At 59.9% G+C, this 20,373-nt stretch carries 22 protein-coding genes; 14 read left to right on the top strand and 8 right to left on the bottom strand.

What is annotated here, in order from left to right:
• Window positions 1-25: 25 nt before the first annotated feature.
• From CHH27_RS04100 to CHH27_RS04085, 4 genes are all read left to right on the top strand, one after another.
• Window positions 26-610: a cytochrome b gene (locus tag CHH27_RS04100; protein WP_094070449.1), complete on the top strand. Its 585-nt coding sequence runs from the start codon at window positions 26-28 to the stop codon at window positions 608-610.
• Between the two features lie 24 nt (window positions 611-634).
• The gene (locus CHH27_RS04095; RefSeq protein WP_094070448.1) at window positions 635-1,192 is read left to right on the top strand and encodes a YceI family protein; all 558 of its coding nucleotides are present in this window, start codon (window positions 635-637) and stop codon (window positions 1,190-1,192) included.
• 140 nt (window positions 1,193-1,332) lie between these two features.
• Window positions 1,333-2,970: a fumarate hydratase gene (locus CHH27_RS04090; RefSeq protein ID WP_094074511.1), complete on the top strand. Its 1,638-nt coding sequence runs from the start codon at window positions 1,333-1,335 to the stop codon at window positions 2,968-2,970.
• Between the two features lie 366 nt (window positions 2,971-3,336).
• Window positions 3,337-3,930, top strand: a complete 594-nt coding sequence (locus tag CHH27_RS04085) for a L,D-transpeptidase (protein WP_094074510.1) — start codon at window positions 3,337-3,339, stop codon at window positions 3,928-3,930.
• A 47-nt stretch (window positions 3,931-3,977) separates the two neighbouring features.
• Here the strand turns inward: CHH27_RS04085 and CHH27_RS04080 are convergent, their stop codons facing one another.
• From CHH27_RS04080 to CHH27_RS04055, 6 genes are all read right to left on the bottom strand, one after another.
• Entirely contained in the window at window positions 3,978-4,700 is a 723-nt protein-coding gene (locus tag CHH27_RS04080; RefSeq protein ID WP_094070447.1) for a DNA helicase, read from the bottom strand.
• 190 nt (window positions 4,701-4,890) lie between these two features.
• A complete protein-coding gene (locus tag CHH27_RS04075) occupies window positions 4,891-5,259 on the bottom strand; it encodes a gamma-butyrobetaine hydroxylase-like domain-containing protein (protein ID WP_094070446.1) in 369 nt (122 codons plus the stop codon).
• A 70-nt stretch (window positions 5,260-5,329) separates the two neighbouring features.
• On the bottom strand, window positions 5,330-6,766 hold the full coding sequence (locus CHH27_RS04070; protein ID WP_094070445.1) for a deoxyribodipyrimidine photo-lyase: 1,437 nt from the start codon (window positions 6,764-6,766) through the stop codon (window positions 5,330-5,332).
• Window positions 6,767-6,865: 99 nt separating this feature from the next.
• Complete coding sequence (locus CHH27_RS04065; protein WP_094070444.1) at window positions 6,866-7,300, bottom strand: SRPBCC domain-containing protein; 435 nt, start codon at window positions 7,298-7,300, stop codon at window positions 6,866-6,868.
• Window positions 7,297-7,638 carry a helix-turn-helix transcriptional regulator gene (locus CHH27_RS04060; RefSeq protein WP_094070443.1) on the bottom strand — a complete coding sequence of 114 codons (342 nt, stop codon included), beginning with the start codon at window positions 7,636-7,638 and terminating at the stop codon, window positions 7,297-7,299. The genes CHH27_RS04065 and CHH27_RS04060 overlap by 4 nt, the downstream gene beginning before the upstream one ends.
• Window positions 7,635-8,081 (bottom strand): cupin domain-containing protein, encoded by a 447-nt coding sequence (locus tag CHH27_RS04055; protein WP_094070442.1) that lies wholly within the window; start codon window positions 8,079-8,081, stop codon window positions 7,635-7,637. The genes CHH27_RS04060 and CHH27_RS04055 overlap by 4 nt, the downstream gene beginning before the upstream one ends.
• A 148-nt stretch (window positions 8,082-8,229) precedes the next feature.
• On the opposite strand from CHH27_RS04055, the gene CHH27_RS04050 reads away from it, so the two are divergent.
• The 3 genes from CHH27_RS04050 (at window position 8,230) to moaA (ending at window position 11,006) form a co-directional block, all read left to right on the top strand.
• Complete coding sequence (locus CHH27_RS04050) at window positions 8,230-9,336, top strand: twin-arginine translocation pathway signal protein (RefSeq protein ID WP_094070441.1); 1,107 nt, start codon at window positions 8,230-8,232, stop codon at window positions 9,334-9,336.
• Window positions 9,329-9,775: a MarR family winged helix-turn-helix transcriptional regulator gene (locus CHH27_RS04045; protein ID WP_094070440.1), complete on the top strand. Its 447-nt coding sequence runs from the start codon at window positions 9,329-9,331 to the stop codon at window positions 9,773-9,775. Before CHH27_RS04050 ends, CHH27_RS04045 begins: the two co-directional genes overlap by 8 nt.
• A 241-nt stretch (window positions 9,776-10,016) precedes the next feature.
• Entirely contained in the window at window positions 10,017-11,006 is a 990-nt protein-coding gene (moaA, locus tag CHH27_RS04040) for a GTP 3',8-cyclase MoaA (protein WP_208988889.1), read from the top strand.
• A gap of 62 nt (window positions 11,007-11,068) precedes the next feature.
• Here moaA and CHH27_RS04035 read toward each other — a convergent pair whose 3' ends face one another.
• Both CHH27_RS04035 and CHH27_RS04030 read right to left on the bottom strand, forming a co-directional pair.
• Window positions 11,069-12,307, bottom strand: a complete 1,239-nt coding sequence (locus CHH27_RS04035; protein ID WP_094070439.1) for a multidrug effflux MFS transporter — start codon at window positions 12,305-12,307, stop codon at window positions 11,069-11,071.
• A 471-nt stretch (window positions 12,308-12,778) separates the two neighbouring features.
• On the bottom strand, window positions 12,779-13,921 hold the full coding sequence (locus CHH27_RS04030) for an Mrp/NBP35 family ATP-binding protein (RefSeq protein ID WP_094070438.1): 1,143 nt from the start codon (window positions 13,919-13,921) through the stop codon (window positions 12,779-12,781).
• Window positions 13,922-14,243: 322 nt separating this feature from the next.
• Between CHH27_RS04030 and CHH27_RS04020 the strand changes: the two genes are divergently transcribed.
• From CHH27_RS04020 to glp, 7 genes are all read left to right on the top strand, one after another.
• A complete protein-coding gene (locus tag CHH27_RS04020) occupies window positions 14,244-14,924 on the top strand; it encodes an SDR family oxidoreductase (RefSeq protein WP_094074508.1) in 681 nt (226 codons plus the stop codon).
• A gap of 284 nt (window positions 14,925-15,208) precedes the next feature.
• On the top strand, window positions 15,209-15,667 hold the full coding sequence (locus tag CHH27_RS04015) for a BLUF domain-containing protein (protein WP_094074507.1): 459 nt from the start codon (window positions 15,209-15,211) through the stop codon (window positions 15,665-15,667).
• Window positions 15,668-15,797: 130 nt separating this feature from the next.
• On the top strand, window positions 15,798-16,967 hold the full coding sequence (locus CHH27_RS04010; protein ID WP_198338346.1) for a benzoate/H(+) symporter BenE family transporter: 1,170 nt from the start codon (window positions 15,798-15,800) through the stop codon (window positions 16,965-16,967).
• A 67-nt stretch (window positions 16,968-17,034) separates the two neighbouring features.
• A complete protein-coding gene (gene fdhD / locus CHH27_RS04005) occupies window positions 17,035-17,913 on the top strand; it encodes a formate dehydrogenase accessory sulfurtransferase FdhD (protein WP_094070435.1) in 879 nt (292 codons plus the stop codon).
• Window positions 17,910-18,563 carry a molybdenum cofactor guanylyltransferase MobA gene (gene mobA / locus CHH27_RS04000; protein ID WP_094070434.1) on the top strand — a complete coding sequence of 218 codons (654 nt, stop codon included), beginning with the start codon at window positions 17,910-17,912 and terminating at the stop codon, window positions 18,561-18,563. Before fdhD ends, mobA begins: the two co-directional genes overlap by 4 nt.
• Window positions 18,560-19,081 carry a molybdopterin-guanine dinucleotide biosynthesis protein B gene (gene mobB, locus CHH27_RS03995; RefSeq protein WP_094070433.1) on the top strand — a complete coding sequence of 174 codons (522 nt, stop codon included), beginning with the start codon at window positions 18,560-18,562 and terminating at the stop codon, window positions 19,079-19,081. Before mobA ends, mobB begins: the two co-directional genes overlap by 4 nt.
• Entirely contained in the window at window positions 19,078-20,355 is a 1,278-nt protein-coding gene (gene glp / locus CHH27_RS03990) for a gephyrin-like molybdotransferase Glp (RefSeq protein ID WP_094070432.1), read from the top strand. Before mobB ends, glp begins: the two co-directional genes overlap by 4 nt.
• Window positions 20,356-20,373: the final 18 nt, after the last annotated feature.

Below are 20,373 nucleotides of genomic sequence, written 5' to 3'. Positions count from 1 at the left end.
CCTCCGGCAACCTGAGGAGCCGGCGATGCTGCGCAACACCAAAACCGGATATGGCAGGGTCGCGATCCTGTTTCACTGGGTGATGGCCCTGATGATTGCCGGCATGCTCGCCTTCGGGCTCTATATGACCAGCCTGCCGAGCGACGATCCCGAGCTGTTCACGCTCTACCAGCTGCACAAATCCATCGGGTTTGTCGTGCTCGCGCTCGCTGCGCTGCGGCTAACCTGGCGCCTTGCCAACCCGTCGCCCAGATTGCCGGATGGCATGCATCCGCTGGAAAGGCTGGGTGCCCATCTTGGTCATATCGGCCTTTACGCCCTGCTGTTCGCGATGCCGCTCACCGGCTGGCTGATGGCCTCCGCGTCGCCATGGGGCATTCCGACAATTGTTTTCAACGTACTGCCGGTGCCGCACCTGCCGGTCCCGGAAGTCCTGGGTACGCAGGCGGAAGCGGAGAGCTTCTTCAAACTGCTCCACGCCTATGGCGCCTATCTGCTGATCGCACTGATCTTCGTGCATATCGCGGCGGCCTTCAAACACCACCTGATCGCGCGCGACGACACACTCAAGCGCATGGTGTCCACAGCTCCGGCCAGAGCCGATAACTAACAAGTTGAATCAGGAAAATCCGACATGGCATTGAAAAACAGCCTTTTTGCATTGGCATTCCTCTTCACTTCGGGACATGCCGGCGCCGCGCTGGCCGACACGTGGACCGTGGCTCAGGACCAGAGCAGCCTGGGTTTCGAAGTGAAACAGGGGGAAAACACCCTGAAGGGTCAATTCACCACCTGGGACGCAACCATCGAGTTTGACCCGGCGGCCCCGGAAAGTGCCAAGATCAAGGCGACAGTAAAACCCGCAAGCGCTTCGACCGGCAATGCTCAGTTTGACGGCACGTTGCCGGGCAAGGACTGGTTCGACGTCAGCGCCTTTCCGGATGCAGTTTTTGCCGCCGACGGCGCAACCCTCGTCGAGGGCAGCAGCTATCGCGCGGACGGCACCTTGACGATCAAGGGCGTGTCCCATCCGGTTGCGCTTGACTTCACGCTCGAGATCGATGGCGACACCGCCAGGGCAACCGGCACGGCAACCGTGGACCGGATCGCCTACAAGCTCGGCACGGGCGTCGGCACCGACACGGTCGGTGACGCGGTTACCGTCACACTGGATCTGACGGCCGCACGATAGTCACATGAGAGTGTGAGACCTTTTGATCAGGCCGCGGCTCTTGGCGCCCGCGGCCTTTTTGCCGTATGAGAACAGCACCAAACATCCAGCGCGTCCGGACAAGCATCGTCCGGAGGCAGCCAGATCAGGAAAGCCGTCCCATGAACGCTCCCGTCACGCCCCCCGCCTACCAGCACAGCGCCCTCTTCCCGCAGGGAGAAGACCAGACGCCCTACCGGAAACTGACCTCGGATTATGTCAAGACGGCCGAGTTCAACGGTGAAGAGGTGCTCATGGTCCAGCCTGAGGGGTTGCGCCTGCTGGCTGAAGAAGCCTTCAAAGACATCAACCACTACCTGCGCCCCGGCCACCTGGAGCAGCTGAAGAAGATCCTGGACGATCCGGAAGCGACCGAGAACGACAAGTTCGTCGCGTTCGATCTCCTGAAGAACGCCAATATTGCCTCTCATGGCGTGCTGCCGATGTGCCAGGACACCGGCACGGCGATCATCATGGGCAAGAAAGGCCGCCGTGTCTGGAGCGACGGCTCGGACGAAGCAGCGCTCGGCGAAGGCGCGCGCGACGCCTATTACAAGAAGAACCTGCGCTACTCGCAGCTCGCGCCGATCTCGATGTTCGAGGAGAAGAACACCAAGAGCAACATGCCGGCCCAGATCGAGCTCTATGCCGAGGGCGAGGATGCCTACAAGTTCCTGTTCATGGCCAAGGGCGGCGGGTCGGCCAACAAGACCTTCCTCTTCCAGGGTACGCCGTCCCTTCTGACGCATGACCGCATGGTGGACTTCCTGAAGGAAAAGATCCTGACGCTCGGCACCGCCGCCTGTCCGCCTTATCACCTGGCCATTGTCATTGGCGGTACGTCTGCGGAAATGAACCTGAAGACCGCGAAACTCGCATCAGCGCGCTATTTGGACGGGCTGCCGACCCAGGGCTCCGAACTTGGCCATGCCTTCCGCGACCTGGAGATGGAAGCCGAGATCCACAAGCTGACCCAGGCGACCGGTGTCGGTGCCCAGTTTGGCGGCAAGTATTTCTGCCATGATGTCCGCGTCATCCGCCTGCCACGTCACGGGGCGTCTCTACCGATCGGCCTGGCCGTTTCGTGTTCTGCTGACCGGCAGGCTGTCGGCAAGATCACCAAGGACGGCATTTTCCTGGAGCAGCTGGAAATGCATCCGGAAAAATATCTGCCGGAAGTCACCGACGACAACCTGTCGGACAACGTGGTCAAAGTCGACCTGACCCGGCCGATGCCTGAAATTCTCGGCGAACTCTCCAAGCATCCGATCAAGACACGCCTGTCGCTGACCGGGCCGCTGATCGTTGCCCGGGACCTGGCGCATTCCAAATTGCGCGACCGGCTGGAAAACGGAGAGCCCCTGCCCGACTATTTCAAGAACCATCCGATCTATTACGCCGGCCCGGCGAAAACCCCGGAAGGCATGCCCTCCGGATCGTTCGGCCCGACCACGGCCGGCCGGATGGATGCCTATGTCGACCAGTTCCAGGCCGCAGGCGGCTCCATGGTGATGCTCGCCAAGGGCAACCGCTCTGCCCAGGTTCGTCGCGCCTGCCAGGCTCATGGCGGCTTCTATCTCGGCTCCATCGGCGGTCCGGCTGCCCGGCTTGCCCAGGACTGCATCAAGAAGGTGGAAGTGGTCGAGTTCGAGGAACTGGGCATGGAAGCGATCTGGAAGATCGAGGTCGAAGATTTCCCGGCCTTCATCGTCATCGACGACAAGGGCAATGACTTCTTCAAGGAATTGAACCTGGGCTGACAATCTGCCGAGGCTTCACTCAAAGAGACCCGCTGTCGAATGCAGCGGGTCTTTTTTGTTTCCCGGTGCGTTCATGGAATCACCTCCCGGCAAATACCAAGGTGAAAATCAGACTACATTTGTGCAACAGGCCGGCCTGACAGCAACCTTGACGGGAAGCGTCAGCAAGATCTCGTAAAAAACGAAAAAACCGTTGCAATTTCGGCACAATTCAAGGAGTTGAGGGCACCTCACATCAACGTGAGATTCCTATTGAGCCCTTTTTGGGACATGATTATTAACAGTGCGGCAAGGACATTTGCGTAACGTCAATTCCTGTGACGAAGCACCCGTGTGGCGTGGGCCCGGTGCGAATGGGGGATCGAAATGAACAAGTTTTACTTCTTGGTGGTAGCGGTGATTGCCAGCGCCTTTGCGCTGACGGCACAGGCCGCGCCGCGATATGGCTTTTTTGACCACAGCACGAACACCTGGGTAACACCGAAATATCATCCGGGCGGCCCGTCTCCGGTCAAGCGCAAGCGCGTCAAGTATGACGGCCCCTACAGCCCGGGCACCATCGTCATCGACACGTCCGAGCGTCGCCTTTATCACGTCCTGCCAGGTGGCAAGGCCATGAAATACGGCGTCGGCGTTGGCAAGGAAGGCTTCCAGTGGGCCGGCACGCACCGGGTCACCCGCAAGGCCGAATGGCCGAGCTGGACCCCGCCCGCACAGATGCGTGCGCGCGAGCGCCGCAAAGGCCGCATCCTGCCGGCCTACATGCCCGGCGGCCCGAACAACCCGATGGGCGCCCGCGCGCTTTATATCGGTTCCACGCTTTACCGCATTCATGGCACGACTGAGCCGTGGACGATCGGCTCCGCCGTTTCTTCCGGCTGCATCCGGCTGGCAAATGAAGACGTCATTCACCTCTATAACAATGTGAGTGTTGGCGCGAAGATCATCGTCAAGCGTTGATCCAAACGACAGATGGGAAAAGCCGGGCAATTTGCCCGGCTTTTTTGTTACGCGGAGGCAGGCATGGGCTGAAGCAGGATTTCACCACCATGCAAAAAACAGCTCTTGGTGAACTGGCCAGGATCAAGCGGATTGGGCATCCGGACATCGTCCATCCCGGGGAGCCTGGTTTGCGCCGGGTCGAACGTCCGGCGGATCTGCGACAGGAAGACCAGAGACACTTCCCGCTCATTGGCAAAGCGCTTCAGTTGCTCGACCTGATGGCCAAGCACCGGCTCAGCCCGGTCCTGATCCATGACCTGGAGATAGTCGATCACCGCGACCGAATCGGGCACCGCGCCTGATAGAGTCGACATCAGATGCCGCGCACAGACGCTGTCTGCGAGATCAATGACCAGCTCCCTGGCCCCTTTCAGATCACCATAGCCGCTGACCGACAGGGTTCGCTGCACCTCGGCTTCGGTGCATTCGGATGAAAAGAACCAGGCGGCCCGCCCGGCCCTCGCCGCTTCGGCGGCAATCTCCAGGCCGAGGACGGTCTTGCCCTCTCCTGGCCGAGCTGCCAGCAGCAGCAGGTCACCGGGCGCAAGCGCTTCCAGAAGAGACCTAGCCGGTCGATTTGGCTGCCAGGCATTTGCCAGATGGCTCCAGCTACGAAATCCCTCCGCAATTGCAACCGCGTCGAGGGCCTGGTGCAAACGGATACGGTTTTCGCGTGAGAGTTTGCGGGCACGACTTTTCAATCGATAGATCGGGGCAGTCAGTTTCATGTGCGACCTCCATGCCACGTGCGACTGACGCAATCCCTCCTAATGCGACCGCACGGGTCTGGTCGAACCATGAAATTGAACCCTGCAGGATGTCTGCTGCTCCAGTTGGAGGGGGACGGCGCGGGTCAAGCCGTGATCAGGCTACCCGATTCGACCACCCCGTTTCCAGCTGGGCAATGCGGGACTGGTTTCAGCGGTCCCGGCTCAGGCCCTTTGCCTCCAGCTCCGCCAGATAGACACCCCAATGATCATCGGGGTTTCGGCCAAGCTGCAAAAAATAGGTCCAGGAATAGATCCCGGAATTGTGCATGTCGTCAAAGTGGATACGGACGGCATAGTTGCCCACCGGCTCTATCTTGATGATCTCGACATTGCGTTTCCCCGGAACTGTCTTTTTCTGAGAAGGCGCATGGCCCTTGACCTCGGCCGAGGGCGAACACACACGCAGATATTCTGCAGACAGTTCGTGCGCTTCACCTGAGTTGAAGGCGATGGCAAGTGACTTCCTGTCCTTGGCAACACGCAGCTCAGTTGGCCAGGGTGCTGACGGATCGGTCATGAAGGCGTCCTTTTATCCGAAGCGGCAGAGATCGATGCGGAGGGGCACGATAGCGGCGGCGGCGGCGCGGTCAAGCCGCGTTTTGTCCCGCCAGCTTGACCGCCTCGTAGCCTTCTAGGGCCGCCTGGCGCGCGGCCGCATGATTGACGACCGGGTGCGGATAGGTTTCACCCAGTTTGACCCCGGCTGCGGCAAGCGCCTCCTTCGGCGCTTCAAAGGGCGCAAAGATATGGGCGGTGTCCAGCCCCGCGAGCTCCGGAACCCAACGACGGATATAAGACGCGTGCGGATCGAATTTCTCGCCCTGCGTGATCGGGTTGAAGATACGGAAATAGGGCGCGGCATCCGCCCCGGACCCGGTTACCCACTGCCAGCTGGCCGAGTTGTTCGCAAGATCAGCGTCGAGCAGCGTGTCGCGGAACCAGGCTTCGCCGTGGTGCCAGTGAAGCCGCAGATGCTTGACCAGGAAACTCGCGACAACCATGCGAACTCGATTGTGCATGTACCCGGTTTGCCAGAGTTCGCGCATGCCGGCATCGACAATCGGATAGCCGGTTTGGCCCTTTTGCCAGCAATCCAGGTCTTCAGAAGACTCGCGCCAGGGATAGGCGTCGAATGCTGGTTTCCAGTTGCCGGAAGGAAGCTTTGGAAAGTGGTAGAGCAGATGATGGGAAAACTCGCGCCAGGCAAGTTCGGACAGAAACTTCTGCCTGTCTTTCGACAGGAAGGCATCGCTCATCATGCGCGTTTGCGTCGCGTGCCAGACCTGCCTTGGCGAGATGTCGCCAAAATGCAGATGAGGCGACAGCCGGGAGACGTTTGGCAAATCCGGCCGGTTGCGCAGATCTCCATAGCCGGCAAGGCCTTCTGCCAGAAAGTTGCTTAAACGCTCCTGCGCTCCAACTGCGCCGGGTCGCCAGAGTTTTTCCCAGCCAGCCGCCCAGTTCGGCTTTCCGGGAAGAAGATCGAGCTCGGCGAGGTCGACGCCTTCCACAGGGCTCACGAAGGTCAATTCTTCCGGAGCAGGCAACGGCGGCGTAACGTCCTGTTGCTGCGCCGTCTTCCAGAAGGGCGAATAGACCTTGAACGGACCGCCGGATTTCGTTTCCAGCTCCCAGGGCTCAAAAAGAAGCGCGGCCTTGAAGCTCCTGACCTCAAACCCGTCTTCCTTCAAGGACACTTTCAGATCCGTGTCCCGCTCGATCGCATGGGGTTCGTAACAGCGGTTCCAGAAGACAGCGTCGACATCATGAGTTCTCGCTAGGTGCGGGATCAGGTGCCGGGCGCTGCCGCGCATCAGCACAAGTCCCGGCATCTCGTCTTTCAGGGCCGCCAGGCTGTGATGCAGCCACCATTTGCTTGCGCCGCCCAGGGGATGCGTCTCTCCGGATTGTTCCGGTGTCTCGAAGATGAAGACAGGCAGAACCGGTCCCCGCCTCGATGCTTCAAGAAGCGCGGGATTGTCCTCAATACGAAGATCCTGACGAAACCAAACTAGCGTTGTCATGTTGCCCCTTTATGCAGCGTCGAGGTGAATACGCCAGGAGCCGGAAAAAAGATCAAAAAATCGGCCGGTGGAGGCACCGGCCGATCACAGGAAAGGTCTTCAAGCCGGGACCAATGCCCTCACCGCTTCGCGCAAGCGGCCGAAATGCTCGTCCCAACCGGCATCCAGCGCACTCAACATCATCAAGGCTGCTTCACCCGCCGCCTGTTCAATACCCTCGTGCTGCAGGGTCAGACGCGTTCCGCCCGCTGCCTCTTCCAGGGTCCAGCGCACCGTCGTCATGACACCGTTCAACGGTTTGACCGTGAACGTATAGACCAGGCTGCTGCAGGGACGCATTTCAAGAACCTTGCCCCAACAGATCTTCGACAGGCCGTTGTTCTGGTCCAGCAACGTGTAGTCGCTGCCTTCCTTGAGATCCTGCTCGGCCGGGTGGAACCAGCGTGCGAGCTTGTCCTTTTCCGTCAGGAACGCCCAGACAACCTCCTGAGGCGCGTTGAGGAAAACAGTCTTGGTGATTGTGGTCGCAGTCATTTTCCGGTCTCCTTGGTTTCTTCCATCTCTTTTTCGATTTCACGCTGCAAATCGGCGAGCTTGACGTCCCAGTAGCGCTCGAAGTGGCCGATCCACTCGAAGGCGGATTTCATCGGTTCCGGTGTCAGGCGGTTGCGCCGTTCGCGTCCGCTCACCTCGCTCTTGATGAGGCCGCCCTCCTCCAGGATTGCCAGGTGCTTGTTGATGGCCGTTCGGGTGATGTCGAAACGGGCCGCAATGTCGGAAATGGCCAGGTTTTCGCTGGCCAGGTGCAACAGGATCTGGCGGCGCGTCGGATCAGCAAGGGCCCGGAACACTGCCTGGGGACCAGTGTTCATTGGCCTGCCTCCGCGACCGGCAGGAAGTCAAAAGGACCATCCTGATAGAGAAAGGTGACACAGTCCTTTTTTGAGACGCACTTGCTCAGATGCGGCAACCCTGCCGGAATTTCATAGTAGTCACCGGCCTTCAGGACCTTTGCGAGCGCAGTGTCCTGCGAGCTCGGCATGTGCACCATCTCGCCCGAAACCACCAGACCATACATGCCTGCGGTCTTCACGTGGACGGGACTGACCAACCCTGCGGGCAGGCGCACCATGGCCATGTAGCTTTCTTCAAACCGGTTGCCCTTGAGAGCCGCAAACGCAACCCCTTCCGGCGTTGTTTCCCAGGTCAGGTCAGGCTGCGGCATCAGGCGGATTTCAGCCACCGTGTCTGCGTTGACGGGCCCGGCAAGAGCCATTGGCACGGCTGCCAGAAGCAGAAAGGTTTTCAACGTCATTGCGATCTCCTCGTAACACCATTTGGTGTCATTTATATATCACCTTTTGGTGTCACTTCAAGGTGTATGACAAAACTTCCTCGCAGGATTGTAACTAGTGCGACTTCGAACTATATAATTCGATATCGTACTACTTGATGAGGATGACATGACCCTGAGCCGACGCAAAACTCTCGCCCTTCTCGGAGGCGGCTTCGTTGTCGCAGCGACTGCCTCCGCCGGCACTTTTCTGGCAACGCGGACGCCGGCCCGGGCGCTGGAGCCCTGGCAGGAGGCCGGTCAATATGACGACCCGCGGCTGTTTTCGCTGTCCTATGCCCTGCTCGCACCGAACCCGCACAATCGCCAGCCATGGCTGATCGAATTGAAGGGTCAGGATTCCTTCCTGCTTCATCGGGACAAGGCGCGGAACCTGCCGCACACGGACCCCTATGACCGTCAGATCTTTGTCGGTCTCGGCTGTTTTCTGGAACTGATGTCGGTTGCCGCCACAGTGCGCGGCAGGTCAGCGCAGATTGATCTCTTTCCGGACGGAACCGATGGGCCAATCGCGCATGTCACCCTGCTGGACGGGGCCACAAGGGATCCGTTGTCCAACTTCATTCTGGAGCGGCGCTCCTGCAAGGAACCGTTCGAGGACAGATCGGTGCCGGAAAGCGCTGCAGCCGAACTTGCTGCCCATGGCACGGTGATCACCGATCCGGAGCTTGTCGCCCAGGTCAAGAAGCTTAGCTGGCAGGCCTGGCTGACGGAAATGCACACCCACAGGGCGCTGAAAGAAAGTGTCGATCTGATGCGGTTCGGCAAGGCGCAGATCAATGCCAATCCGGACGGCATTGATCTTGGAGGCCCGTTTCTGGAGAGCCTGATGCTTGCCGGTGTCCTGACCCGGGAAAGCCAGCTCGACCCGGCTTCAACAGGTTTCAGGGAAGGTGTGAAAATGTATGAAACCATGCTTCATGCAACACCTGCCTATATTGTGCTGACGACACCGCACAACACGCGGGAGGATCAGATTGCCGCCGGGCGTCGGTGGCTTCGGCTCAATCTTGACACAACACGGCTTGGCCTCGCCTTGCACCCCGTCAGCCAGGCGCTGCAGGAATATGAAGAAATGGCCCCGCACTACGAGAGCGCACACAGGATGCTTGCCAAACCGGGTGAAACCGTTCAGATGCTGGGACGCCTGGGTTTTGGACCGACACCGGCGAAGACACCACGCTGGCCGCTGGAAACACGGATCATGAATGGATAACGACACTCGGCATCTTTATTTCAGCTTCTTCAATGAAGTCGGCATCATTGCCCAGCTCAGCCGTGCGGCCATGGAAGCGCGCCTGCCGGACGGGTTGACGTTGCCGCATTTCAGTGTGGTCAATCACCTGACAAGGGTCCGCGACGGTCAAACGCCGCTGACCCTGGCCAGGGCCTTTCAGGTTCCTAAAACAACCATGACCCACACGCTGGCCGGGCTGCTGGAACACGGCCTTGTGGAAATGCGTCCCAATCCGGAAGACGGCCGCAGCAAGACGGTCTGGTTGACCGATCAGGGGCGTCAATTCCGAGAAGATGCCATTCGGTCCATAGATCCGGACATTGCCGATCTGAAGGAGGCCATACCGGCGGACCGCGTTGCCGATCTGCTCCCGCTCCTGTCTGAAATCCGTGCCTTCATGGACGCCTATCGCGATTGAGCGATGACCAACCGGGTCCATCACCAGCCGCATGACCCACCACCTCCGCAATTGACAAATTTACACTCGCCAGTTTACCTCTGACGAAATCTGGACACTCCTGGTCCGGTTTGAATTGATCTTGGCAGGATCGGCGCCATATGATCTGGCTGAGAACACATATGAGGGAGAGCGGTCCGTGACAGACGGCAAGATTGTGGTTCCGGCAGAAACGACAGAGGGCGCAACTCACTCCGCGCCGATGATCGACCCGTTCGGCCGGGCGGTGACCTACTTGCGTGTTTCCGTAACCGACCGCTGCGATTTCCGCTGTGTCTATTGCATGGCCGAGGACATGACGTTTCTGCCCAAGCGCGAAGTGCTCAGCCTTGAGGAACTGGATCGGCTCTGCACCGCCTTTATCGAGAAAGGCGTCAGGAAACTGCGCCTGACCGGCGGTGAACCCCTGGTGCGCAAGAACATCATGAGCCTGATCCGCAGCCTCGGCCGTCATCTGGACAGTGGCGCGCTTGAGGAACTGACCGTGACCACCAACGGTTCACAGCTGGCCCGGTTTGCGGACGAACTCTATGACTGCGGGGTACGCCGGATCAACGTGTCCATAGACACGCTCGATCCGGAGAAATTCAAGGCCGTGACCCGCTGGGGTGATCTCGGCAAGGTCATGGACGGCATCCGGGCCGCAACGGCAGCCGGCCTCAAGATCAAGGTCAACATGGTGGCCCTCAAGGACGTCAACGAGCATGAGATCGATGGCATGCTGGCCTGGTGCCATGATCATGGCCACGACCTGACCCTGATTGAAACCATGCCCCTGGGTGAAATCGACGGCGACCGGACAGATCAGTATCTGCCGCTCTCGACCGTGCGCCAGCGCCTGTCGGAACGGTTCACGCTGACGGAGATCTCCTACAAGACCGGCGGTCCGGCCCGGTATGTCACGATCGAGGAAACCGGCGGCCGTCTCGGCTTCATCACACCTCTGACTCATAATTTCTGCGAAAGCTGCAACCGCGTCCGCGTCACCTGCACCGGTCAGCTGTTCATGTGTCTCGGCCAGGACGACATGTCGGATCTGCGCGCACCGCTCAGGGCTTCGGAAGGCAATGACCTGTTGAATGCGGCAATTGATGAAGCCATCGGCCGAAAACCGAAGGGACATGACTTTGTCATCGACCGGGATCGGAAACAGCCGGCAGTCTCCCGCCACATGAGCGTCACCGGCGGCTGATGCCACCAGACGTATCCGACTGTTCCAGCTGAAAGCGTCGGCCTGCCCTGTTGCGTACCCGGTTATTCCGCCGGGACGAGCTTCAAGCGAGCCTCTTGGCGGCGGATCGAGAATGCCGCCACAAGACTGAGGCTCATTCCGAGCCCCATGATCATGATCATGCCCCAGGGTGTTCCGGCAAAGATGCTGTCTGCATAAAGCCAGGCAACAAGAGAACCGGCAACCGCGCCGGTGCTGACCTGCAAGGATGCGGTCAGCCCGGACGCCGCCCCGGTGAGTTCCGGGCGCACGCTGACCGCACCGGAAAGCGCGCTCGGCAGGCAGACACCATTGCCAAGCCCCAGAAGGAACATGGGCAGGAACAGGCTGGGCGCCGTGAGCGCGTCAAACTTGGCAAAGGTTGCGATGACCAGAACGCTTATCATGCCGATGACGGTGCCGCTGATGATCATGGGATACATGCCGACACGTTCCGCAAAACGGCCCGACAGATAGTTGCCCGCGATGTAACCGAGGGCAACAAACATGAAATAGAAACCCATCTCTGCCGCGCTGAGCTGCAAGAGACCGGCGGCTATGAAGGGCGCACCGCCAAGATAGGCAAAATAGGTCAGCGCACTGAAAGCAGCCGTCAGGGCGTAGCTCCAGTAGAGCGGCTCGCGGAACAGGGTTCTGTAGGAGCGCAGAACCTGTCTTGCGCCTACGGTCGTCCGCTTGTGATGGGTCTCCGGCAGACAATAGATCGACGCCAGCAAGACCCCGACGCCGAATACCAGCATCAGGAAGAACCCGCCCTGCCAGCCATAGAACTGGTCCAGCACCCCGCCCACAGCCGGTGCGATTGTCGGCATGACCGCAAGCCCCATGGTGACATAGCCGATCATGCTGGCAGCCTGCTTGGGACCGTGCAGATCGCGCACGATTGCCCGCCCGAGCACAAGACCGGTGCAGCCACCGGCGGCCTGCAATACCCGCGCGGCGATCAGCATCTCAAGGTTGGGCGCGACCAGACACAGAATGCTGCCGATCACAAAGAGTGCCATGCCGAGGATGATCACCGGGCGCCGCCCGAATTGATCCGACAAGGGCCCCCAGAAAAGTTGGCTTACGGCCACCGCAATGAAAAAGGCCGACATGGTCAGCTGGATCTCACCTGCGGTTGCAGAAAACACAATCATCATGCCAGCCAGCGACGGCAGATAAATCTGCATCGCAAGCGGGCTTATTGTCGAGATTGCGATCAGCACACCCAGCGAAGGTTTGGCTTCATAACCATGTGTTTGAGAGCGGCCAGCGGACATGCCTGGGACGGACCCTTCGTTGATCTCTCCGACTCAGAACGCCGGGTGTGGAGGTTGCAAGATACAAACCCTCCGTGATCCGGGCGTGAAAAGATCAATTGTTACAGTCGCCCGCAATTTCACGGCAATAAAATTACGCGCCTGATGGTCCGGTTTCTGCGCCGTCTCATCGCGCGTCCCCCTGGTGATCCGACGCAATTGCTTCAGAAACTCCCAGGCGTCACCGGAGGTCCTGCAGACCACTGGCCGGTGCATATGCCAGTCGTGACGGTATGCGTTCTGATCACACGAAGCCGCCACAACTTCTGAGCGAACGCCGTCTCTCAATCTGTCACTCTGTGCAAGTCTGTCTCGCGGTTGGACGGAAGCTTCAGCACATGCGGACGAGGAATTCGCCGGTGGCACTCAGATGCCGCCAGCTTCACGCTATGAAATCCGAGGAACTATCTGACCAACGTTGCGACAAGTACCTTATTCAAACACAATGGCCGGCGCTGCCCGCTCCTGACCAGCTTCTGCCGCTTCGATACCTTCAAGAACGCTGGCCGCAATCTTCTTGTAGATGCCGGCAATAGCACCTTCCGGGTCTGAAACGACAACCGGTGTGCCTGCGTCCGAGGTTTCGCGGATCGTCATCGTCAGCGGGATCTCTCCCAGGAACGGGACTCCAAGGCGGTCAGCCTCGTTGCGCGCGCCGCCATGGCCGAAAATGTCGTGACGGCCACCACAATCCGGACAGAGGAAATAGCTCATGTTTTCGACGATGCCGAGAACAGGCACATCCACGCGCCTGAACATGTTGAGACCCTTGCGCGCGTCGATCAGCGCAAGATCCTGAGGCGTCGAGACGATGACGGAGCCGGCCAGCGGAACCTGCTGCGCCATGGTCAGCTGCGCGTCACCGGTTCCCGGAGGCATATCAACGACGAGCACATCAAGATCGCCCCAGGCGACTTCACGCAGCATCTGGGTCAGCGCGGAAATCACCATCGGCCCGCGCCAGATCATCGGAGTTTCCTCCTCGACCATGAACCCCATGGACATGACCTTGACGCCATAGCCTTCAAGCGGCTTCAACATCCGGCCTTCCAGCGCTTCCGGTCTGCCGGAAACATTGAAAAGGCGCGGCACGGACGGGCCGTAGATATCGGCGTCGAGAACACCAACCTTTTTGCCGAGAGCAGCCATGGCAAGCGCAAGATTGGCCGTCGTGGTCGACTTGCCCACACCGCCCTTGCCGGAGGCAACGGCGATGATGTGTTTGATCCCCGGCACACCCGGCTTCTGGGCGCCCTGCTCTTCCGGCGCTTTTCTGGGAGCCTGGGGCGGCGCCTTCGGGGCCGTGTTGCGCGTCCCGCCGGGCCGGCGCTCCGCTGTCAGGGCAACCATAGCGGTTTCAACACCTGGAACTTCCCTCACGACCTTCTCCGCGGCCTGACGCAACGGCTCAAGCTCCTGCGCCCGCTCGGCCGGCACCGTGATGGAAAAGGCCACTCGGCCATCGGAGACGAAAACATCCGAGACCAGGCCCAGAGAAATGATGTTGCCTTTCAGGTCCGGCCCCTTGATCTGGCTGAGCCGCTCCATAACCGCGTTCTTGATGGTGTCGTTCATTACCCCGTCCCGTTGTCTTTCAATTCGGCGCCTGAAATACCGATCTTGTTAGGTCAGTATGTAGATCGCAAAGCGCCGGCCGCAATCTGCCAAACTGAAGCAGACCTGCTCTGTTCCTGTCTTACAGCTGTCATAGTTGCGAAGCAGGTTCCGGACAAGTTGCTTCGCCAGAGAAGACGGACCGTTGACGACCACCGGTCCAGCATTGTCCCCCTGTTTTGGCAGGGACAATATCCGGCTTGCGTCGCCCTTGCGTTCGATTATCGTTCTCGTCTCCCACCACATGCATTCCTTTGTTCAACACAGTTTTCAGGACCAGACCATGCCGGTATGTCTCATCACCGCTGCGAACCGCGGTATCGGATTTGAACTTGCCCGACTTGCCCTTGCCAGGGACTGGACCGTCTACGGCTCGGTTCGCACACAACCGATCGCACAGGAAACCGCAGCCCGGATGACGGGAGACTTTCGGCCGCTTGTCTTTGATGTAACGGATCACGAAGCTGTCCGGGCCGCGGCCGCGCGCCTCGACGGACACCTGGATATTCTCATCAACAACGCCGGCATTATCGGCTTTGAACGCCAGACACCGCTCGATATGGACTTTGACGGTTTTGCCGAGACGCTCAAGATCAACACACTGGCACCGCTGGCCGTGTCCCAGGCCTTTCTTCCGCATCTCAGGAACAGTGACAACGGCCGCATCCTGACCATTTCCAGCCAGATGTCCTGGATGGGCTACCGCAAGTCGGACACGCTCGCCTACCGAGCCTCAAAGGCAGCGGTAAACAAGGTCATGCAGGGACTGGCGACTGACCTGGAAGCGGAGAATATTCCCGTTGCCCTGATTGACCCCGGCTGGGTACGCACGGATATGGGCGGCCCGGAAGCCGACAACAGCCCGGTCGATGTGGCTGAAGGCGTTCTCAAGGTCGCCGAGCGACTTGCGCTTTCCGATACCGGCAAATTCTTCAAATGGTCCGGAGAAGAACGGCCCTTTTGAGCTTCAGGGGCGACCGAGTCAGCTGACGACGGAGCCGACCAAGAGACGGCTCCATTTCAAGTCCCGTTTACAATCAGCCGCACCTTATCCACACAAAGATAAGCGCAGGTTGTTTTGCACAGTTTTCTTGGAACCCGAGACATGGGTGCAAGCACACGTTCCAGGAGAAACTTGCAAGAAGTCGGTAACCATCCACGGTCTTCTTACAAATTGAATCAAATTTTAAGCAAATGTGAGGAATTGAAGCGCAGGCTGGTTTTATCGGCAAAAGGATGGGATACGCCATGGAACTCTATCGCGCTTGCTACCGCAGCAGAATCAAGTGGGACAAGATGCATCTGCCCTTGCCCGACGAGATCGACAAGACCCTCCTGCGTATCCGCCGGATCAATCGCAAGGCAGGCGTGACGGGTGCGCTGCTCCTGGTCGACCAGCACATCATCCAGATCCTGGAAGGTCAGACCGGACAGGTGCTCGATACGGTCTACTGCGTGATGAACGATCCGCGCCTGCACGACATCGAAGGCATTATTCACGAGCCGGCCGATTTCCGGCTGTTCCCCAACTCCCTGATGTTCTTCCGGGATCTGACCGACGGTCTTGCCGCCGCGCGCCACGATGTGCTGCGCCCGCTTCTTGATCATCCGGCAGAGGTCACCCGGGACGAAGCCTATCTTGCCTTCAGCCATTTCGCCAACGAACTGCAGCAGGGCCGTCTGACCAACGATATGCTGATGATCTGAGTCGCTCGCTCGGATCATTGCAGACAAGCGCTGCACGGAAACGTTTATTCGTGAGCGCTGTGACATTCATGTCCTAGTCATTTTGCCGATGGCAACGATAGGTTGCTCCCCGTCGCAGGGGAGCATCTTCGTGTCAGTCAGCCGTCCAAATCTTCAGTCTCTGTCCGCAGGCCTTCTTGCCACCATTGTCGGCTTTGCCAGTTCCTTTGCCATTGTCATTCAGGGCCTTGCCGCATCCGGTGCTTCGCCTGCCGAAGCAACTAGCGGTCTAATGGCCCTTTCCATCTCCATGGGACTGTGCGCCATAGTCGGCTCGCTCTGGACCAGGATCCCCGTCAGCATTGCCTGGTCGACGCCAGGTGCCGCGCTGCTTGTCACCGCCGGTCCTGTCGAAGGTGGTTTCGCCGCGGCCGTCGGTGCTTTCATCATATGCGGCCTGCTGATCGTTCTGGCCGGACTGATCCGCCCCTTCGGCCGGGCTGTTGCAGCCATTCCTTCCCCATTGGCCAATGCGATGCTTGCGGGCGTCTTGTTCGGGCTGTGTCTTGCCCCGGTCAAGGCGGTTGCCGAGTTGCCCGTCAGCGCCTTGATCATCATTGCCGTCTGGGCAATTGCACTGCGGTTTGCACGCCTCTTTGCCGTGCCGCTGGCCATGGCCGTTACCATCGTAATCGCGCTCTGGACCAGTGGCCCGATCGATCTTTCGTCTGCCAGCTGGGTGAGCGAACCGGTGTTGATCAAACCGGTCTTTTCCCTCGAAGCTCTTGTGAGCATCGCGCTGCCACTCTTCATCGTCACCATGGCGTCGCAGAACATCCCCGGCGTGGCCGTTTTGAAAGCCTATGGTTACGCACCGCAAAGTGGCCCGCTCTTTACCCTCTCCGGCATCTTCAGCCTGCTCTCCGCCCCCTTTGGCGGACACGCGGTCAATCTCGCCGCCATCACAGCTGCCATGTGCGCCGGAGAGGATGCTCACAAGAATCCCGGTGAGCGCTATTGGGCCGCTGCTGTTGCCGGTCTGGTCTATGTCATGTTTGGTCTTTTTGCCGGACTGGTCATGGCCTTTGTCGCCGCCACGCCCGCCATCCTGATTGAAGCGGTTGCCGGATTGGCGCTGCTCGGGGCCTTCGCCTTTTCCATCGGCGAGGCCACAAAAGCGACGGAGACACGCGACAGCGCGATCATCACGTTCATGGTGACGGCCTCCGGTGTCAGCTTTCTTGGTGTTTCCGGTGCCTTCTGGGGACTGCTTGCGGGCGGCGCCTTCATGGCACTCGCCCGTACCAAAGCCGCGAAGTAACACCTTGCCCTGCCGCCTTTGGCTCCCATAGTGTTTGGAAACACCTGAACCAAGGAGTCGTGCGGCTGTGACAGGCCCTTACCTTCTGCAACCGGACCCGCTTCATCCGGGACTTTCGACCGCGGTGACCGGCATAGACCAGAACGGCAATGCCGTTGACACCAAGGTGGTCACCGAAAAACCGCTGACGCTGTTTCTGAACGCCCAGGAAGTCGTCACCATGATGACAATCGGCGATCATCCGGACCTTCTTGCCGTCGGCTATCTGAAGAACCAGAACATGCTGGCCGATGACGATGTCATCACCGGGATCGAACATGACGACGATCTTGATGTGGTCATCGTGCGCACCGAGCGGGAAACGAATTTCGAGGAAAAACTCAAGAAGAAGGTGCGTACGTCCGGCTGCGCGCAAGGCACCGTCTTCGGCGATGTCATGGAAGGCTTTGAAACCGTTTCGCTGTCCACTGACGCCCGGCTGAAGACATCCTGGCTCTACAGCCTGACCAAGGCGATCAACACCACCCCGTCGCTTTACCTGGAGGCGGGCGCAATCCATGGCTGCGTGCTGTGCCAGGAAGACCGGCCGCTGGTCTATATGGAAGATGTCGGCCGGCACAATGCGGTCGACAAGATCGCAGGCTGGATGGTCCTGAACGATATCCCCGCACACGACAAGATGTTCTACACCACCGGCCGGCTGACCTCCGAAATGGTGATCAAGACGGTCATGATGGGCATTCCGATCCTCGTCTCGCGCTCCGGGTTCACCGCCTGGGGCGTGGAACTGGCGCGCCAGGCTGGTCTGACACTGATCGGCCGTGCCCGCGGCAAACGCTTTGTCGCACTGTCCGGTCAGGAACGGATCGACTTCGATCTTGATCCCGGATCCGTGGAGGACGAACCGCAGAAGATCCGCCGCAAAGGGAGCCTGGCTGCAAAATGAACACGACGCCGTCGCGCCTGACGAGAAACAAGCTGCTCGGCTGCGTTCTGGCGGGTGGTCAGTCGCGCCGCATGGGCGGCGGTGACAAGCCGCTCATGGACCTGGGCGGCAGGACCATGCTCGACATGATTCTTGCCAGGCTGACCCCTCAACTTGCCGATATTGTCCTCAACGCAAACGGGGACCCGGAGAGATTCGCCCGGTTTGACCTGCCCGTGGTCCCCGATCCACTGGGCGACTATGCCGGGCCGCTGGCGGGTGTCCTGGCGGGCCTTGAGTTTGCGGCCGCCCATCGTCCCGACGTAAGCCACGTGGTTTCGGTCGCAGGTGACACCCCGTTCTTTCCAACCGACCTTGTCGGCAGGTTCTGCGCGGCGGTGCCATCCGACCGGCCGGTGATCGCCCTCGCATCGTCTGCCGACAAGCTGCAGCCCGTTTTCGGTCTCTGGCCCGTGGCCCTCAAATCTGACCTGCATGACTGGCTTGACTCCGGTCAAAGCGGAAAGGTGCTCGCCTTTGTAGACCGCCACGACAGTGTTGAAGTCGCCTTTGACACCGACCCGGTTTCGGGTCTCGACCCCTTCTTCAACGCCAACCGCCCTGACGACCTCGCAACCGTACGCGACGCATTGAGCCTAACCGACAGATGAAACCCACTCCCGTATTCGGCATCACCGGATGGAAGAATTCCGGCAAAACGCAGCTCGTGACCCGTCTGGTGGCCGAGTTCACTCAACGTGGTCTCAAGGTTTCCACCGTGAAACACGCCCACCACAATTTCGACATCGACCGACCGGGGGCCGACAGCTACCGGCACCGGGAGGCAGGCGCATCGGAAGTCGCCCTCGTCTCCGGCCGCAGATGGGCCCTGATGCACGAGTTGCGGGAGGAAGACGAGCCACCTCTGGAAGAGATTCTGGCCCGTCTCGCGCCATGTGACCTGATCCTGATCGAAGGCTACAAACGCGAAGACCATCCCAAGATCGAAGCGCGGCGCACGGAAACCCGGGACCGCGGCCCCCTCGCCCCAACCGACCCGAATATTCTGGCCGTTGCGGCGGACCATCTGCTGCCGGAGGAGACGCTCCCGGTCTTCGATCTCAACGATGTGCCGGCGATGGCGGATTTCATCCAGGCGCGTCTCGACCTTGGGGGTCACGGCGCATGACCGGCAAGCGGCTTCTTGACGACTGTTTTCTGCACGACAAGGACCGGCTGCGCCATCAAGATGCCCTGGATCTGCTCAAAGACCGCGTGTCCACAATTGCCGAAGTGGAGACCATACCGCTCTCAGAGGCATCCGAGCGTGTTCTGGCACAGACCGTCGTCGCGCCGCGAAATGTGCCACTGGCCGACAATTCCGCTGTTGACGGCTATGCCTTCCGCCACTCGGACTTTGAGGAAGCCGGCGGTTTTTTCCGGATGGACCAGAGGGTCGCCGCCGGTCACGCCAGCCTGACCGACCTGGCGCCCTGGGGCGCGGCGCGGATCTTCACGGGTGCGGTCATGCCGCCGGGTGCGGACACGGTCGCCATGCAGGAAGACTGCGAACCGCATCAGCAGGATGGCCAGGACTTCGTGATCGTGCCGCAGGGCCTCAAGAAGGGGGCCAATTGCCGCCTGGCAGGAGAGGATGTTGCCGAGGGAACTCCGATCCTGGAAGCCGGACAGCGTTTGCGGCCTCAGGACGTGGCCGCGATCGCATCGACGGGGCTTGGCGAGATTTCCGTCTATCGCAAACTGAAGGTTGGTTTGCTGTCCACCGGCGACGAGTTGCGCCGGCCCGGAAGCCTGATCACCCTTGGCGATGTCTATGATTCCAATCACTTCCTGCTTCAGGGCCTCTGTTCAACCCTGCCGGTCGACGTCGAGGACCTGGGCATTTTAAAAGACGATGCAGCTCTCGTCGAAACCACCTTGAAGGAAGCAGCTGGCCGGTTTGATGTCCTGTTGACTTCAGGTGGCGCCAGCCGGGGCGAAGAAGACCATTTGCTGGCAGCGCTCGACACGCTCGGGTCACGCCACATGTGGCAACTGGCGATCAAGCCGGGCCGGCCGATGATGTTCGGCTCGATCGGGGACTGCGTGTTCCTCGGCCTGCCGGGCAATCCCGTGGCTGCCATGGTCTGTTTTCTGCTTTATGTTCGCCCGGTTCTGAGCGTGCTGGGCGGCGGCCCGTTTCTGCGTGCCAGGGGCTTCCAGGTTCCGGCCGCCTTCGAAGTGCCCAAGAAGAAACCGGACCGACGCGAATTCTATCGCGCCTATCTTGAAGAAGGACCGGATGGTGCCCCCGTTGCACAGAAATTCATGCGTGACGGGTCAGGGTTGATAACGGGCCTCAGAGAGGCCGATGGTCTGATTGAAATCCCGGAAGACGTAACATCGATCGCCAAGGGGGACCTTGTGACCTACCTGCCCTTTTCCGGCTTTGGGCTGCGCTGACCCGGCAGACTGAAGCCG

The sequence above is a fragment of the Labrenzia sp. VG12 genome (genome assembly GCF_002237595.1).
Lineage (GTDB): Bacteria > Pseudomonadota > Alphaproteobacteria > Rhizobiales > Stappiaceae > Roseibium.
The sequence above is the reverse complement of the archived record's forward strand: the minus strand, read 5'-3'. Positions and strand labels throughout refer to the sequence as shown.